The following is a 16121-nucleotide window of genomic DNA, read 5'->3' as shown; positions in this document are numbered from 1 at the left end:
GTGGCGCGGGTCGGTCCGTTCACTGACGATTCTGCGAGGATCTGGTGATCGCGGGACAGTGCCCCGGTCACCAGCGGAAGGTGAAGATTTCACATGGTGCGGTGCCGCCGACACGGCTGAACGTTCAGGCCGACCAGCGGACGGGCAGCTGCCGGGGGCCGCGGATGAGGAGGCCCGTGCGCCAGGTGAGGTCACAGGGGTCGGTGTCCAGGGAGAGGCCGGGGCAGCGCGCCAGGAGCGCGGTGACGGCCGTACGGGCCTGGAGGCGGGCCAGCGGGGCTCCCAGACAGTAGTGGATGCCGTGACCGAAGGCGATGTGCCCGCCCGCGGGCCGGCGGATGTCGAAGCGGTCCGGGTCGGGGAAGCGCGCGGGGTCCCGGTCGGCGTCGGCGAGTGCGACCAGCACCAGTTCGCCGCCGCCGGGTATCGGGGTCCCGGCGATCTCCACGGGCCCGGTGGTGAACCGGTACGTGGTGGTCTCGACCGGCCCCTCGTACCGCAGCATCTCCTCCACGGCGTTGTCGATGAGCGAGGGGTCGGCGCGCAGCGCGGCGAGCTGGCCGGGGTGGCGGAGCAGCGCGAGGACGCCCGCGGAGATCAGCTGGACGGTGGTCTCGAAGCCGGTGACGAGCAGGAGCCAGGCCATGCCGATGAGTTCGTCGGGCGAGAGCCGGCCGCCGTCCTCGTCGGTGGTGCGGATGAGGGCGCTCATCAGGTCCTCGCGGGGCCGCTCGCGCATCTCGTCCACCAGGGCGACGAGGTAGCGCGTCATGGCCGCCGTGGCGGCGGTCCTGGTGGTGTGGTCCGGGCTGCTCAGGGCCTGTTCGGCCCAGTCGCGGAAGGCGGCGCGGTCGAGGGAGGGCACCCCGAGGAGTTCGCAGATGATGCCCATGGCCAGCGGGAACGCGAGGGCCTCCACGAGGTCGGCCGCGCCGGCGGGCCGCGCCAGCATGGCGTCGAGGAGCTCGCCGGTGAGGGCCCGTACCCTCGGGGCGAGCGCCTCGACGCGGCGCGGCGTGAACTCCTTCACCACCAGCTTGCGCAGCCGGGTGTGGTCGGGCGGGTTCGAGCTCAGCAGGTTCTCGCCCGCGGAGAGCCGCGCCAGCGGCAGCGCGGGGGAGGCGTCCCGCCAGGACTTGGACAGGGAGGGCTCGGTGAGCGCGGCGCGGCAGGCCTCGTAGCCGACCACGAGCCAGGCCTCGGCGCCTTCCGGTACGCGGACGCGGTGCACCGGGCCCCGGGCGCGGAGCGCGGCGTACACCGGGTGGGGATTCCTGGTGAATTCCTCGCCGAGCGCCCCGAAGTCCGCCGCGATGTCCGCCGCCATGCCCACCGCCATGTCCACCGCCATGTCCACCGAGATGTCCGTTCCCACGGATCGGCCCTCCTGCCGTCGTACCGTCCGGTCGTCGTAACGTGCTGTCGCCTTACCGAACCGGGGTGTTCCGCTTCTCGAACACTTCCCTGGCCACCCCGATGGCGTTCAGCACCCGCGGGAATCCGGCGTAGGGCACCACGTGGATCAGCGTCTCCACGACCTGCGCCGGACTCAGACCGACGTTCAGGGCGGCGCCGATGTGCACCCGCAGCTGCGGAGCGGTGTCACCGAAGGCCGTCAGGGCGGCGACGGTGACGAGCTGGCGCCGCCTCGGCGACAGCCACGGGCGGTGGTAGACGTCCCCGAAGGTGAATTCGACGATGAACCGGCCGAGGTCCGGGGCGATGTCCTTGAGCGACTCGATGACCTCCAGGCCGTGGTGCCCGTCGATTTCCACGAGCTTCTCGGTTCCGCGCATGTAGCGGTCGCGCGTGTCGTTCATGACCGGCGGTTCGAAGGTGACGCCCCGGTTGGCGAAGACCGTCCTGGCGACGCCGACCGCGTTGAGCGCCCGCGGGAACCCCATGAAGGGCACGATGTGGATCAAGGACTCGATGACCTCCTCGGGCCGCACGCCGACGTGCAGCGCCGCGTCGATGTGGAAGTCCAGCTGCGGGGCGGTGTCCCCCTGGGCGGCCAGCGCGGCGACCGTGGACAGCTCCCGCTCGCGCAGATCGAGTCCCGGCCGGACGTAGACGTCGCCGTACGCGAACTCCACGACGTAGCGGCCGAGGTCCGGGGCGATGTCCCGCAGCGACTCGATCACGGCGGCTCCGCGCTCGCCCGAGGTCTCGTGCAGGACGGCCAGCCCCCGCTCGTAGCGGGAGTCGCCGCCGGAGGTGGCCGCGGCCGCGGCCGATGCCGGGTTCAGCAGGCCCTCGGCGAGGCCGATGCCGACGAGGGCGCCCCCGGTGAGGGTGGCCCGACGGGTCAATTCGGCGGTGCTCCGTGCGTCGTTCATGGTGTGTCGTCTCCGTCCATCGGTTCGAGAGGTGTGGGAGGTGTGCGAGGTGCGAAGGGTGTGAGAGGCGGGCCGCAGGGGCCCGCGGGCACCGTGCCGATCGCGATGACGTTCCCCTCGCTGATGTATCCGTCCGGGTCACGCAGCGGGCCGGCCGGATCGTCGGGATCGAGGAAGGGGGCCCAGTTCCCCGGGATGCCCTCGTCCGCCGCCTGCCGGGCGAAACGCGCGCACGCGTTCGCGTAGAACCGGAGGGCCGCCGGGGGCAGCGGAGCGTGGTGCTCCATGAGGATCGTGCGCTGCGTCACGTCCGTCAGACCGGCCGCCCGCAGCCGGCGGTACAGATCGCGGCCGCGGAGCAGCTGGCGTGCGTAGCCGGGGGAGACGGCGGACGCCCGGAAGAAGTCGGTGATCAGGAACGGGTCCGCCGGGCGGACGGTGCTCAGCGCACCGTCCACGTCCTTGACCGCGACGAGCCCCCCGGGCCTGGTGACCCGGCGCAGTTCCGCCAGCGCACGCGCCAGCTCCGCGTCGTCCAGGTACTGCGTCGTGTTCGCGCACCAGACGGCGTCGAACATGCCGTCCGCGTACGGCAGGTCGAGGACGCTGCCCTGCCGTACCACCAGCGGCGCGGCGCCCGGGTGGCCGCGCAGCCGCCCGGCGGCGCGCTCCACGTTCTCCGAGGCCAGGTCGACGGCCGAGATCCGGCCCGTCGCGCCGACGAGTTCGGCGATCCGGGGCAGGAACGCACCGCTGCCGCAGCCCGCGTCCAGTACGTGCCACCCGGGTCGGATGCCCACGCCGTCCAGGGCGTCCCGGTAGTACGCGGCGCAGGCCTCGAAGTGCGGGTCCACGATCTCCTCGTGGGTGAACGGCAGTCCGGTGGACGTCGTGTACCCCCACCCCGCGTGATCGGCCGTCAGCATGCCGCGGCCTCCGCCCCTGCCCGTACGACAGCCTCCTCAGCAGCCTCCTGAGCGGTGGCTTCCGCATGGGCGAGCAGCCCCGCGAGGATCTCCGCCGTCGCCTCCGGCGCCTCCAGGGGAGCGAGGTGGCCGACCCCGGGAAGGACGACGAGCCGGCCGCGCGGCAGCGCCCCGGCCGTCCGGCAGGCCTCGTCGAGGGAGACGAGCTCGTCCTCGGCGCCGATCACGACCACCGCGGGTACGTCCGCCGCCCGCAGGGTGGCCGTGGAGTCCGTACGGGCCGCGATGGCCCGCTGCGCCCAGGCGACGGACCGCGGCGGCGCCGCCAGCGCCAGGCCGGTCACCCGCGCCGTCAGGTGCGGCCGCCGCGCGCGCGTGGTGGCGCCGAGCAGGGACGGCGTGGTCGCGGCGACGAGCCCGGCGCGCGCCGAGTCGTCGAGGATCGCGTCGGCGAAGCGCAGGCGCTGCCCGGCCGCCGCCGCGGAGTCGGCCGTACCCCTGGCCGCCAGCAGGGCCAGCGCGCGGACGCGGTCCGGATGGCGGCGCAGGAAGGCCATCGCCACGTAGCCGCCCATGGAGCAGCCGGCGAGCGCGACTTCGCCGATGCCCTGCCGGTCGAGCTCCCGGGCCAGGCCGTCGGCCACGAGATCGAGCGAGGGCGAGCCGTGGGGCAGCGGCGCCGAGCCGAAACCGCCCTGGTCGGGGGTGAGGACCCGCCGGCCCCGGGCGCGCAGGGCCCCGGCCGCCGCGTCCCACAGGCAGGAGTCGAGGGGCAGGGCGTGGAGCAGGACGAGGGGGAGGCTCATCGGCGCGCCGCCCGCTGTGCGTCGGCGACGAACCGCCGTACGTGTTCGGGCGGTTCGCTGCCCCGCAGCCAGGCGAAGGCCACCGGCGAAGGCGGCAGGTCGTGCACCGGGACCACTTTGACGTCCGGCGGAACCACCGCGTCCAGGGACTGGAACGAGAGGTGGATCGCGTAGGTGCTCCTGAGCAGCTCCGTCATCGCGGGGAGCGTCGTCATGGCGTGGATCCGGCGGATCGGCCGGCCCAGCGGGGTCCGCGGCGGCACCACCAGGTTCCAGACGTGCGCCGGGAAGTCCCCGGGGCACCGGAAGCCCCCGTACTCCGCGACCTCCTCGACCGACACCGAGGCGCGGCCGGCCAGCGGGTGATGGGCTCCGACGAGGACGGCCCGCCCGTCGAAGCCGACCGGCTCGCTCACGGCGAGGTCCGGCTCCAGCGGGTCGTACTTGACGATCATGATGTCCATGGATCCGGCCCGCAGCGGGCCGAACGGCTCGGTGACCTCGTACGGGACGTACTCCACCGACTCCGGCGCATGTCCGGCGGCCGCGACGAGGCGGGACGCCAGGTGCGTCGAGCCGTGTACGCCCAGGCGGACGGTGCGCGGCGCGGTGCCGGTGCGGGTGCGGGTGCGGGTGGGGGTGGCGGTGGCGGTGGGGGTCGCGGTGGGGGTTGGCATTTCAGACCTCCGTGGTCAGTCCGGCATAGGCCTGGAGCTCGTCCGGGCGGTGGACATCGGTGTCGACGCGCAACATGGCGAGCTGCGCGCCCAGGCCGGTCAGGCGCGGTACGAACCGCAGCGTCAAGCGGTCCCCGGGACCGATCAGCCCGTCCAGGACGGCCTCGGCGAGCAGGTGGTTGACGTGCACGAGCGCCTCGGTGACGGACACCCTGGCGGTGGCGATGTACAGCTCGCGGTGGGCCGGGGGACGGGTGCCCGGACGGCCGGGCACGGTCACGGTGGCCGACCGCTGCGCGGTCAGCTCGTGCGCCGCCTCGAAGGCCTTGAGCAGCCGGCGCAGCGTGGCCGTCCGCGCGCCGGGCGCGGGCCCGGTCCAGGCGACCGAGTCGTCTCCGGCGACGTGGTCGAAGGCGAACCGCTCGCGGAGGTTGGACGGGCTGCCGGCCAGGTAGACGGTACGGGTGAACGAGCGCCGCCACGCCTCCCGTTCCCCGGGAGCCAGCGCGAGGGCGAAGGCGCAGGTCTCGCGCACCCATCGGGGCAGGTCGAGCCGGCCGATGACGACCACGGCCAGCACCTCGTCGGTCGGGGCGGTGCGGTTGCCGTGGAGTCCGGCCCGGGCGGCCCGCAGGGCCTGCGTACTGGACAGGTCGAGCCCGTCCGCGAGCTCCGGTCGGGCGGACCGGACGCGGTCCGCGGCCGACTTGAGCAGGGCCGCGGAGGACAGGGGGAAGGGGGTCACAGGAACACCGCCGACAGGAGTACGGGATCGGGAGCGGGGCGGCCCTTGCCGAGGAGCGAGCAGGCCAGCCGGTAGGGGTCGACGTACGCATGGCCCCGCCGGTGCCGCTCCAGCGCCTCGGCCAGATCGCCCGCACCGGTCGAGGACCCCGAGCGCCTCAGGAGCCGGGCGGCCACGGCCAGGCAGTGGCGCAGCAGGTCGTGGCGGAAGGACTGCTGCTCTCCCGGGCCGAGGGTCGCGATGAAGTACAGGCGCATGCCGAGCCGGAGCGCGTCGTCGCCGTGGCCGTCCGCGGTGTCGCCCGTCTCGGCCGAGGCCCGCAGCAGCGCGCCCGCCGTGTGGCCGCGCCAGCCGCCGTGCCGGGCCGATGTGATCTTGCCGTCGATGGGCACCCGGCCGATGGGCACCCGGCGCACCGGCGGCCCCAGGCTGGTCAGCACACGGTGCAGCAGCCGGTAGTCCGCGTCGAGTTCGCGGTCGTACAGCAGGACCACCTCGTCGTACCAGGGCACCAGCGGGAGCAGCTCGCGCAGCGCGCAGGCGAGGTAGTTGGGGCGGCCGTCCGCGGTGACGATCCGGCGCAGCGGCATCCCGTAGCGGGTGAGGTCCAGGTAGACGGGGCCCCCGCAGTGCCGCTGGTCGAGCACCAGGCCCACCGCGCAGAGCCGTTCGATCATCTCCTCCAGCCCGAGGCCGGGCGGCTGGTGCTCCCGCAGGCCCGGGTCGTGCATCCCCAGCCGCTCGTAGTGCCCGGCCCACAGCCGCAGCATCCGCTCGCTCGCGGGGTGCACCCAGCCGCTGTGCTCGACGGCGTCCCGGTAGGGCCGCAGGACCTCCGCCCCCTGGCGCCGCTCCTCGGAGCGGTAGCGGACGTACAGGTCCCCGATCTCCTCCTCGGAGAGCCGCGTGTAGTCGGTCTCCCCGCGGGTGCGGTCGAGGTACTCCCAGAAGCCGACGGTCTGTTCGGTGACGTGGTACGTCGTGTGGCTGTAGCGGTACGTCACCGCGGCGAGCGGTGCGGTGGCCCGGAACATCACGTCCGTCCACAGCAGGCCCTTGAGGTGGCTGGGGGTCAGCGGTTTGGTGGGGGTGACCGTGACCGGTGCCAGCAGGACGTTCTTGCGGGGCAGCACGTTCATCCTTCCTCCCGGTCCGGGGCGTGGGTGTGGGTGTGGGTGTGGGTGTGGTCGGGGGCGTGGGCGGCGATGGCCCGGCGGAGCTGCGCGTACGTCGGCGGCCGCGGGCCGGACGGCACGGAGCCGTCCGTCCCGGCCGCCCGTACGCGGGCCAGGAACTCCGGGTCGGCGAAGACCTCGGCGGGGGTGGCGAGGCCCGTCCCGATCCGGGTGGTGCCCCGCCATACGGCGCGGTCGGTGGCCGCCGCCGCGCTCGCGGCCACCCGGACAGGACCGGGCACGGGCGGGACGGGCGGTACGGGCCGGCCGGGCCCGGGGAGCGGCGGCGCTCCGGCCGCCGCACGCCACCGTTCGGCACGCGACCAGGAGTCGTGCACCCCCAGCTCGTACCAGGGCCGCAGCACGCGGTCGGCCAGTTCTGCGGCGGCCAGGCCCAACCACTCGTCCACCGCCGGGTGTTCCTCGATCAGGTCCGCGAGCCGGAAGGCGTGCGCGAGGGCGAGGGACAGGCCGCGGCCGAACATCGGATCGGTGACGCAGGCGGCGTCCCCGGCCCGCAGGAGCCCGGCGACCGGACGCTGCCGGCCGGGCCCGGCGCCGCGCAGGATGTTCGGCGGCATGGCGATGGCCCGGACCGGGCCGAGCGGCTCCGCCGCGCGCTCGTCGGCCCAGTCGGCCAGGTACGGCGAGAGGCGGCAGGCGGCGGTGAAGGCGGCGGGCGTGCGCAGGGCCGCCATCGCACGGTCGCCGGGCAGGGCGCCGAAGGTGATGGCGAAGACCTCGTTGTCCGCCGGGTGCAGGACGGCGGAGTAGTGGTCCCAGATGCCGCCGGCCGCGTTGCCCCGGTTGAGCGGGCCCGGCGGCGGGCCGTCGGGGTCGCGCAGCCGGTAGAAGCGGCCGAAGGCGTGCAGCCGGCTGGGGCCGGTCAGGTCGCCCGCGGCCGGCAGGCCCGCCGCGGCCAGCCAGGACCGGGACGCGCACCGGCGGCCGGACGCGTCCACCACCAGGTCGGCGGGGATCCGCTCGCCGCCGTCCGTGACGACTCCCGTCACCCGCAGGCGCGTCGGCCCGGACGGGGCGGTCAGCACCCCGGCGACCGTGGTCCGGTGGCTGAGGGTCACCCCGGGCAGGGACTCGACGGCCCGGTGCAGTACGAGGTCCAGGACGGGGCGGCGGACGAGCAGCGTGACGAGCTCCTCGTCCCCCGGCTCGACGGGACCCGGCGGCGCCGCGGTGGTGAGATCGGCGAGCCGGGCCCCCTCCGCCAGCGCCGCGTCGAGCACGGCCGGTGCGCGGGAGCGCAGCGTGCGCACGCCGAGCGCGTTCAGGATGTGGTCGTGGCCGGCCTGGGGCACCGAGGGCCGCTCCCACAGCTCGGCGCTCTTGACGAGCGGCCCGTCCGGCGGCGGTTCGCTGCGCTCCAGGACCCGCACCCGGTGGCCGCGCGCGCCGAGCGCGAGGGCCAGGGCGAGGCCGGCCGTGCCGCCGCCCGCGATCACGATGCTCGTCATGGTCAGCGTCGCCGGCCGTGCACGAAGAACACCCGCCGTACGTCCTGCACCCCGCGCGGCGGCACCGGGTCCGGCCACCGCCCGAAGTCGGCCTCGGGCTCGCCCGGCTGGACGGCGCGCACGTCGAACCCGTACCGCGCGAACAGGGCCTCCGGCTCGTCGGTGCCGAACACCCACGGGCACCCCCAGCCGGCGAAGACGTCCAGCAGGCCGCGCATGTGGGGGAGGGTCAGGGCGGCCCGGTTGACGATGTCGGCGGCGATCCGGCTGCCGGGCGCGGAGATCGCGGCGACCCGCTCCAGCATCCGGTGCGCGTCGGCCTCGGGGATGTAGTAGAGCAGCCCCTCCAGCAGCCACGCCGAGGGGACGGCGGGGTCGTAGCCGGAGGCGATGAGGCGGTCCTCCCAGTCGTCGGCGGTGAGGTCGACGGCGACCGTACGGTGGTCGACCCGCGGCTCGGCTCCCCGCAGCCGCTCGGCCTTGAAGTCGAGCACCGCCGGGCGGTCCACCTCGAAGTAACGGATGTGCCCGGGCCACGGGAGCCGGTAGGCGCGCGAGTCCATGCCGGCCGGGGCCAGCACGAGCTGGGTCGTCCCCGGGTCCTGGGCCGCCTCCTGGAGCAGGTCGTCGAAGAACCGGGTGCGGATGGCGTTGTAGTCCGGGGTGCTGGGCAGGGTGCGCGGCCGGTCGGGCGGGAAGGTCGCCGTCCGGATCTCGGCGAGCAGTTCCGGGCCGACCTCGCCGACCAGTCCGGCGGCGTACGGGTCCTCGTACAGCCGGTCCTCGCGGCGGGTCTCGGCGGCGCGCAGGGCGGCGGTGAGCAGGGCGGTCCGTTCGACGGGGTTGAGCACGGGCATGGTGGCTCCTAGTACGGGGGGTGCGGGTGCCGGACGGCCGAGGTGAGAGTGGTGTCAGGCGAGCGGGGCCCGGGGGTCCCGGGTCAGGCGCTCCCAGAGGGCGTCGTCCTGCCGGAAGAGGCGGTCCTTGACCTGCGTCGGGCGGATGCCTTCGGCGACCGCCTCGTGCCAGTCGCGGTCGAACGCCTCGGCGTCCAGCAGGCGTACGGCGGGCGCGGCCAGCCGGCCGGCCGATCGGGCCTGCGCGTACCCGGCGGACTGCGCCGCCAGGCAGCGGTCCAGGGCGGCGGTGAACCGTACGGTCTCGGCCGCGTGCCAGGGACTGCGCGGGGCGATCGCGAACACGTAGCGCGGGGCCCCGTGCTCCGCCGCACCGGCTGTCGCACCGGCTGTCGGACCGGCCGCCGGTTCGACCCGGCACGCCACGTTGCGCAGCGCGAGTCCGCCGGAGCCCAGGGCCGTGTGCAGGGCCCGGACCACCTCCGCGTCCCGCAGCCGCTCACCCGCCGCGTCGGACCGGCCGCCCCGGCCCGCGTACTCCAGCCGCGGGACCCCGCCGGACATGTCCACGACGCGGACCACGTCACCGACGGCGTACCGGTACAGCCCGCCGACGTGGCTGAAGACCACGTGGTAGTCCCGGCCGGCTTCGAGCTCGTGCGGCAGCAGCGTGGCGGAGCCCGGGGCGAGATCCTGATCGGCCGGCACGAACTCGTACACCGAGGCCGACGCGACGAGGCTGCCGGCCGAGGCGTGCCGGTCCAGCGCCACGCCGACCGGGCCCTCCGAGGCGGCCACCGGCGCCGGCAGCACGGTGACGCCCGGGCCGAACTCCTCCCGCAGCGCGGGCAGGTACAGCGATGCCACCCCGGTCGTCCAGCAGAAGATGGCCCGCAGCCGGGGCCACACGTGCGCGGGCCGTACGGTGCCGAAGTACTCCGCGAGGTGCTCGAGTTCGGCGGCCCGCTCGGGGTCCGGCTCCCGGTGCGGCAGGCCGCCGAGGGTGCCGTCCCGTACCTCCTTCACGATCCGCGGCCACCACAGGTTCAGCTGGTACGGGACGGCGGCGACCATCGCCGGATTGATGCCGATCAGCGCCCGCAGATCGCTCTGCACCGCCAGCCGGAGCCGCAGGTACGCCCGCTCCAGGTGGTCACCGGGTTCGGTCGGCACCGGAAGCGCCGCCCAGGGTGCGCCCGTGCCGGGTTCGGCCGAGAGGGGTTCGCCGAAGCGGGCCCCGAAGTCCACCTGGCTGGCGCCCACATGGGGCCGGCCGTCGCCCGTGGTGGGCGGGGCGCTCAGCGGATCGTGCTTGAGGTTGAGGACGGCGTCGGGCCGGTCCAGTACGTCCGGGAAGTGCTCGATCAGCGGGGCCCAGGCCGCGAAGTAGAACGGCATGAAGGTCGTCCGCATGAAGCGCGGGGTGACGGGCACCTTCTTGTGCGCTCCGGTGCTGCCGCTGCTGGTGAAGTAGACGGCGGGCGCGTCGGCCGACAGCAGGTTCCGCTCCCCGGCGGCCGTCCGCTCGATGAGGGCGGCGTGGTCGGCGTAGTCGCGTACGGGGACGGCCTCCCGGAAGTCGTCCACCGTGAGGACGCGGCCGAAGCCGTGCCGCCTGCCGAACCGGGTGGAGGCGTTGAAGCCCACCAGATCGGTGAGGACGCGCTGCTGCATGCCGCGCAGATCGGCGTGTTCGGCGGCCAGCCGCTCGCGCGCGGCGAACACGCGCTCGCGGTAGCGGCCGGTGTGGCCGGGGGTGTGCCAGACGGATGAGGCGTTCATACGTTCAGCACCTCCCGTACGGCTTCGGCCGCCCGGTCGGCGTCGGGCTGCTCCGGCAGCATCGTCACCGGCAACTCCCGCACCTCATCCAGCAGCAGCTTCCGCAGATTCCTCTGGTAGCCCTCGAACTCCGCCCAGCTCCCGTCCTCCCCGTCGTACTCCAGGGCGTTGAGCCGTGCGCCGTCTCCCCTGCGGCGCCAGGCGGACTCGGGCGAGACGTCGAGGAAGACCACCCCGCTGGGCTGCGGGAAGGAACGCCACCAGGAGTACATCCGGCTGTCCCGGACCCCTGCCATCCGGCACTTCGCGAGGATCTTGTAGTAGTACGAGTCCACGAGCACCGGAACCCGCGGGTCCGTCTCCCGCACCTGGTCCCGGAGGTGGACCACGGCCGTCTGCAGCACGCTGGCCATGAAGTCCACCGAGTACGCGGTGCCGAGGCCCGGCAGCAGATGGTCGTGCACGTCCTGGCGCAGCCGAGTGATCAGGGCGTGCTCGGGCGCGACGAACGCGCGGTCCGTCGACACCATCCGCCACTCGGGCAGCATGGGCGCCAGACGCCCCATGGTCGAGGACTTGCCGGCCCCGTCGGGACCCAGCAGCACGTGGAACCGGCGCCCGCTCATCGGACGGCGATCGTCTCGGAGCGCCGCCGGGTGAGCCGCGCCAGGCGCTCGCGCAGCTCGGTGTCCTCGCCCACGGCCACGGGGCGCCCCACGAGTTCGAGCATCGGCAGGTCGGAGACGTGGTCCCCGTACGCGAAGCAGTCGCGCGGGTCGACGGCGGGCCGCGCCGCCAGGTGGGCGAGGACCGCTGCGCGCTTGCCCTCGCCGATGACCGGGGTGCCGACCTCGCCGGTGTAGATGCCGTCCTCGATCAGCGGGCGGGTGCAGAGGACCGTTTCCGCGCCCAGCTCGCGCGCCAGCGGTTCCAGGAGGGGCGGGAACGAGCCCGAGACCAGGACCAGCGGCGCGCCGGCGGCCCGGTGGCCGCGCAGGGCCCGGAGCGTGGAGTCGATGTAGAAGCCCCGGGTGGAGGCGGTGCGTTCGGTGAACCAGTCGTCCGCCAGCCGTGTGACCGTCTCCACGGACTCGCCCGCGTAGTGGCTGTAGTAGAAGCGGTTGATCTCCTCGCGGGGCGCCCCGCCGGCGGCCCGCCGGCCGATCACCGCCGTGATCCGCTCGTACTCCTCCTCCCCGGCCGCGCCGTGCCGGCGCACCAGCTGGTAGTGGAGGAAGTCGAACATGCTCTTGACGGTGATCAGCGTCTCGTCGACGTCGCTGAAGACGATGTAGGGACCGGGCCCGGGCGTGTGGTCGGTCATGACGTACGGACCTCCGCGCGCGCCGGAGCCGCAGCCTCCGCGGCGGCCGCCGCCGCGGCCAGCGCCACCCCGTCCTGGAGGGACCGCTGCGCCGCCCGCGTCTCCTTGGCGTGGGAGACCTGGGTGTCGAAGGCGGTGAACCGGACCTCCATGCCCGCCGTCTCCGACCCGCCCTGGCTCACGGAGAGTTCGCAGTGGAAGGTCATCCGGGTGCGGTGCGGGGTGCGGTGGGCGAGGACGCGGCAGCGCACCACCGCGGGGAGCGGGAAGAGGAAGTTGCGGTACCGGGTGGCGAAGGAGTCGATGACGAAGTAGCTGCTCCCCACCGCCTCGGGCGGCAGGTAGAACTGCTCGGCCACCGCGATGAACATCTGCCGGCCGGCTTCGGTGGCCAGCATCCCCTGCATGTGCTGTCCGGTGAGGTGGTCGGACATCACCTCGTTGTCGCCGTCGACCAGCAGGTCCGCCTCGTACCAGTCGGCGCCGACCGGACGCGGCGCGGAGATCAGCACGTTCTCGGGACGGTGTTTGTGGGCGATCTCCCGGCCGGCGCGGGTGTGCAGCGCCTGGTCGTCGATGACGACCAGGTCCGCGAGCCCGCGCCGGGCCAGGGTGTCGCGTATGAACTGGACGTCGAACAGGGAGACGCCCTGCCCCACGCTCACGCGGACCCCGTCGGCGCCGGCGGCGCCATCGGGGAATGTCCCGTTCCTGATCAGGCGGGCCAGCTGGGAGACGGTGAACACGCCTTCGTGGTGGGCGAACTCGGCGAACACGTCGCCCACGAGGAACAGCGTGCCGGGCTTGGCATCGGTGGCCTGGGACGACTCATGGGGCATGGGCACGGACATGGCTTTCGACCTTTCCTGTTCGGGTGGTGGTGGGGGTCAGGTCATTCGGTCAGGCGCCGGCTCAGCACCGGGAACTCCGGGTCGCTGCCCAGGGCTCCGCCCTCCGCCCAGCGGTTGCGCGGCACCTCCTGGACGTAGACCGTGATCTTGTCCAGGGGGGCTCCGGTGACCTTCCTGACGGTGCGGGTCAGCTCCTCCATGAGCTCCCGGCACTGGGCGTCGTCCTGGCCGTCCCAGGTGGTGACGGAGATGATGGGCATGGGATGGGACCTCTCAGGGTGTGGTGCGCAGGTCCTGGAAGGACGGGCCGCGCAGTTTGAGGTGGGCGTGGATGTCCCCGCCGAGGCCGAACTCCCCGATGGCGCCGCCGTAGCTGCGCTGGTAGCTCATCCACAGCACGACGACGTTGATGATCCGGTTGGCGCCGGGCAGCTCCGGGTCCGGGAACGGGTCCGGCATCGTGGCGTGGTAGCGGCCGGAGCCTTCCGCGTCCGTGACGAACACGTTCGGCACCCCGAGAGGCCCCGGCCGGGTCGGGCCCGCCGGATCCAGGTCGCGGGCGCGCAGCGACATCACCGTGTAGACGCTGTTCGGTACGAGACGGGAGAAGCCGAAGTCGAACGTCCCGGACCGGCCGTCCGGGGTGACGGCGACCTCCAGGGTCCCGCTCGCCTCCATCCACCGGCCGAAGGTCACCGGCTCGACGACCTTGGGCCCGTCCTCGGCCCGCAGGTCCGGGATCGGCACCTGGTGGAAGGCGTGGCTCGGCCGCTCGACCCGGGCGGCGTCCGGCAGCTGCTCCGGCGCGAACACCATCGGGTAGTTGTTGCACGGCAGGGGCAGCGGCAGGGTGTGGAGCACGAGGTCCCGGTCCGCCCCGCCGGGGTCGGTGTCCAGTTCGCGCACCACCGTGTAGGGGGCGAGGCGGCCGAACTCGGGAACCGGGCTGGCCGGTGAGACCACGGCCGCGCCCCACTCGGGCGCGGCCCCGCCGCCGGCGGTGGGCCGGTTGACCATGCCCACCACCACGAAGTTGCCCTCGCCGTCCATGACCTCGCTCGGCGGGTAGAGCGGACCCTGGGTCGTCAGGGCGAGCTCGTACGTCTCCGTGCGGTTCGGGGTCGCGAGCCCGGCCGTCGTACGGGTCGCCGTACGGGTCTTCGTACCGCTCTCAGACATCGGCACGCTTGTAGACGCGGGTGTACAGGCCGCTCTCGCCGCCCACGATGTAGCGGTCGCCCGCCTGGCGGACGATCTCCTGGTACTCCGGCGAGGTGAACACCGCCTGGTACTCGGCCGGCTCGACTTCGAAGCCGGACACGAACATCACGCCCGGCTGCGAGCTGATCAGCGAGTGGTAGGCCAGGAACGTCTTCACCTCGTCCGCGCGCCGGACGACGTCGAAGATGGTGTTCTCGCGCCACTCGCGGTACGCGGTGTACTCGCCGGGCTTCACCTCGATGTAGCGCAGCTGCACGTAGGGGGTCTGCGGCAGCGGGTCGGCGGTGTCCTTGGGCGCCTCGACGAACTCCAGGAGGTGGCGCCGGAAGTCCGTGACGAGGTCGCCCGACACGGCCTCCCAGAGCTGCTTCCAGCCCGCGTTCAGGCCGTCGAGCTCGGAGAGCTCCTTGACCGGCGTGATCTCCAGGACGTTGCCGTCGTCCACGCTGACGTACAGCGCGCGGCCGGCCACCGGCTCCTTCTGGTTCAGCCGGCTCCATTCGGCGAGGACCTGGTCCAGTCGGCCCGGGGCCACGGCTACTTCATTGAGGACGAGCAGGGTGGAAGACATGGGTGTGCCCTTTCGATGAAAACGTGAATTCGGAAATGTGTGGGGCGGGGTGGGGAATTCCTCAGGCGACGGTGACGCCCTTGGACGCGATCACCGCGGCCGCCTCCGCGACGGTCTGCTCGGGGACGAGTTCACCCATCTCGATCTCGACGCCGAACGTCTTCTGCAACCGCAGCGCCAGTTCCTCCAGCAGCAGCGAGTCGATCTCCATCGCCTCGAACGTGGTGTCCGGCGTGACATCCGCCGTCTCCACGTCCAGCTCGCCCAGGACCGTGACCACCCGGGTGACGATCGAAACATCCATGAGAATCCTCCGTGAATCACTTGGAACGCCGACTTTCGCGTTGCGGGATCGGAGCTGGTGAATTCAGCGGATCGAATTTCCTCCGCGTCCCACGGATTCATCATGGGATCCGGGAACGGGCGGAGGAAGTGTCTCCTGATCATGGTGGTGCGAACACCACCGGCATGGGAATCAGGCGGCCTCGGCATGGCAGCCGACCAGTTCGCGCGGACGCGCGGCCGATTCCGCCCCGGGCCGGGCGACATACAGGGTCAGCAACGACTCGGGACTCTCCGGGACGCTCATCACCACGCGGTCGAAGACCCGCACCCCGGTCTGCGGGAGCACGATCTTGCGCCGGCTCTGGTTCGGGCCGACCACCTCGTGGCAGTCCCACAGTGTGGCGAAGCGCGGGCTGTGCTCGCTCAGCCGCTCGGCGATCCGGCCGAATTCCCGGTCCTCCGGGAAACGGGCCGACTGCGCCCGGAACTGGGCGACCAGGCCGCGTCCCACCTCGTCCGCCTCGGGGTACTTCTCGCGCGTCGACGGCTCGGTGAAGAACTTCAGCACGCAGTTGTCACCGCGGGCGTCGATACGGAACAGGGAGCGGGCCGAACGACTGGCCAGTTCGATGCGCCCGTACCGGTCGGTGATGTACGCCGGATTGCGCGACCACCCCTCGACGAGCGCGTTCATCCGCGCGTACTCGCTGTCCCACCGGCGGCCCGCCGTGGGCTGCGGCGGATTGTGGCCGGCCAGCCGGTAGAAGTACGTGCGCTCCACGTCCCCGAGCCGCAGCGCATTGCTGACCGCATTCACGATGCCTTCGGAGACGTTGATGTCCCGGCCCTGTTCGAGCCAGGTGTACCAGGACACCCCGACCCCGGCCAGAGCCGCGACCTCCTCGCGCCGCAGCCCCGGCGTACGTCTGCGCTCCACGTTCACCAGACCGACTTCCTCCGGCGTGATCTGCTCCCTGCGCGCCCGCAGGAAATGCCGCAGCCGCGTCCGCCGTAGAAGTCCTGATACCGGAGGGGATGCAGTCGTCTGCATTCCTCGACCTCTTTCTCTTTCCGACTGAAGAAAATTTCG

The 16121-nt window shown here is 73.2% G+C and carries 18 protein-coding genes; all 18 read right to left on the bottom strand.

All coding sequences use genetic code 11. From position 1 onward, the window contains the following. Positions 1 to 124: 124 nt before the first annotated feature. Entirely contained in the window at positions 125 to 1327 is a 1203-nt protein-coding gene (locus ACIQU4_RS01910; RefSeq protein ID WP_403725924.1) for a cytochrome P450, read from the bottom strand. A 100-nt stretch (positions 1328 to 1427) separates the two neighbouring features. After that, positions 1428 to 2339, bottom strand: coding sequence for a carboxymuconolactone decarboxylase family protein (locus tag ACIQU4_RS01905; protein WP_403724563.1), 912 nt, complete (start codon positions 2337 to 2339; stop codon positions 1428 to 1430). Continuing rightward, complete coding sequence (locus ACIQU4_RS01900) at positions 2336 to 3265, bottom strand: class I SAM-dependent methyltransferase (RefSeq protein ID WP_403724560.1); 930 nt, start codon at positions 3263 to 3265, stop codon at positions 2336 to 2338. Before ACIQU4_RS01900 ends, ACIQU4_RS01905 begins: the two co-directional genes overlap by 4 nt. Then, positions 3259 to 4071, bottom strand: a complete 813-nt coding sequence (locus ACIQU4_RS01895; RefSeq protein WP_403724557.1) for an alpha/beta fold hydrolase — start codon at positions 4069 to 4071, stop codon at positions 3259 to 3261. Before ACIQU4_RS01895 ends, ACIQU4_RS01900 begins: the two co-directional genes overlap by 7 nt. Beyond that, positions 4068 to 4748 (bottom strand): LysR substrate-binding domain-containing protein, encoded by a 681-nt coding sequence (locus ACIQU4_RS01890; protein WP_403724554.1) that lies wholly within the window; start codon positions 4746 to 4748, stop codon positions 4068 to 4070. The genes ACIQU4_RS01895 and ACIQU4_RS01890 overlap by 4 nt, the downstream gene beginning before the upstream one ends. A gap of 1 nt (position 4749) precedes the next feature. Beyond that, positions 4750 to 5493, bottom strand: a complete 744-nt coding sequence (locus ACIQU4_RS01885) for a DUF6182 family protein (protein WP_403724551.1) — start codon at positions 5491 to 5493, stop codon at positions 4750 to 4752. Beyond that, positions 5490 to 6632, bottom strand: a complete 1143-nt coding sequence (locus ACIQU4_RS01880; protein ID WP_403724549.1) for a hypothetical protein — start codon at positions 6630 to 6632, stop codon at positions 5490 to 5492. Before ACIQU4_RS01880 ends, ACIQU4_RS01885 begins: the two co-directional genes overlap by 4 nt. Continuing rightward, positions 6629 to 8140, bottom strand: a complete 1512-nt coding sequence (locus tag ACIQU4_RS01875; RefSeq protein ID WP_403724546.1) for an NAD(P)/FAD-dependent oxidoreductase — start codon at positions 8138 to 8140, stop codon at positions 6629 to 6631. The genes ACIQU4_RS01880 and ACIQU4_RS01875 overlap by 4 nt, the downstream gene beginning before the upstream one ends. A gap of 2 nt (positions 8141 to 8142) precedes the next feature. Further along, positions 8143 to 8997, bottom strand: a complete 855-nt coding sequence (locus ACIQU4_RS01870) for a class I SAM-dependent methyltransferase (RefSeq protein ID WP_403724543.1) — start codon at positions 8995 to 8997, stop codon at positions 8143 to 8145. A gap of 54 nt (positions 8998 to 9051) precedes the next feature. Then, the gene (locus tag ACIQU4_RS01865) at positions 9052 to 10779 is read right to left on the bottom strand and encodes a GH3 auxin-responsive promoter family protein (protein ID WP_403724540.1); all 1728 of its coding nucleotides are present in this window, start codon (positions 10777 to 10779) and stop codon (positions 9052 to 9054) included. Next, on the bottom strand, positions 10776 to 11405 hold the full coding sequence (locus ACIQU4_RS01860) for a hypothetical protein (protein ID WP_403724538.1): 630 nt from the start codon (positions 11403 to 11405) through the stop codon (positions 10776 to 10778). The genes ACIQU4_RS01865 and ACIQU4_RS01860 overlap by 4 nt, the downstream gene beginning before the upstream one ends. Further along, the gene (locus ACIQU4_RS01855; protein ID WP_403724536.1) at positions 11402 to 12103 is read right to left on the bottom strand and encodes an HAD family hydrolase; all 702 of its coding nucleotides are present in this window, start codon (positions 12101 to 12103) and stop codon (positions 11402 to 11404) included. The genes ACIQU4_RS01860 and ACIQU4_RS01855 overlap by 4 nt, the downstream gene beginning before the upstream one ends. Further along, positions 12100 to 12954, bottom strand: coding sequence for an AfsA-related hotdog domain-containing protein (locus ACIQU4_RS01850; protein ID WP_403724534.1), 855 nt, complete (start codon positions 12952 to 12954; stop codon positions 12100 to 12102). Before ACIQU4_RS01850 ends, ACIQU4_RS01855 begins: the two co-directional genes overlap by 4 nt. Before the next feature lie 41 nt (positions 12955 to 12995). Continuing rightward, positions 12996 to 13214, bottom strand: a complete 219-nt coding sequence (locus ACIQU4_RS01845; protein ID WP_030153712.1) for a tautomerase family protein — start codon at positions 13212 to 13214, stop codon at positions 12996 to 12998. A gap of 13 nt (positions 13215 to 13227) precedes the next feature. Next, a complete protein-coding gene (locus ACIQU4_RS01840; RefSeq protein ID WP_403724531.1) occupies positions 13228 to 14133 on the bottom strand; it encodes a hypothetical protein in 906 nt (301 codons plus the stop codon). Beyond that, positions 14126 to 14746 (bottom strand): hypothetical protein, encoded by a 621-nt coding sequence (locus ACIQU4_RS01835; RefSeq protein ID WP_403724528.1) that lies wholly within the window; start codon positions 14744 to 14746, stop codon positions 14126 to 14128. The genes ACIQU4_RS01840 and ACIQU4_RS01835 overlap by 8 nt, the downstream gene beginning before the upstream one ends. A gap of 61 nt (positions 14747 to 14807) precedes the next feature. Further along, positions 14808 to 15050, bottom strand: coding sequence for a phosphopantetheine-binding protein (locus ACIQU4_RS01830; RefSeq protein ID WP_385579101.1), 243 nt, complete (start codon positions 15048 to 15050; stop codon positions 14808 to 14810). 171 nt (positions 15051 to 15221) lie between these two features. After that, a complete protein-coding gene (locus ACIQU4_RS01825) occupies positions 15222 to 16082 on the bottom strand; it encodes a helix-turn-helix transcriptional regulator (RefSeq protein WP_403724525.1) in 861 nt (286 codons plus the stop codon). Positions 16083 to 16121: the final 39 nt, after the last annotated feature.

It is taken from the genome of Streptomyces sp. NPDC090741, assembly GCF_044769045.1.
GTDB lineage: Bacteria > Actinomycetota > Actinomycetes > Streptomycetales > Streptomycetaceae > Streptomyces.
The sequence above is the reverse complement of the archived record's forward strand: the minus strand, read 5'-3'. Positions and strand labels throughout refer to the sequence as shown.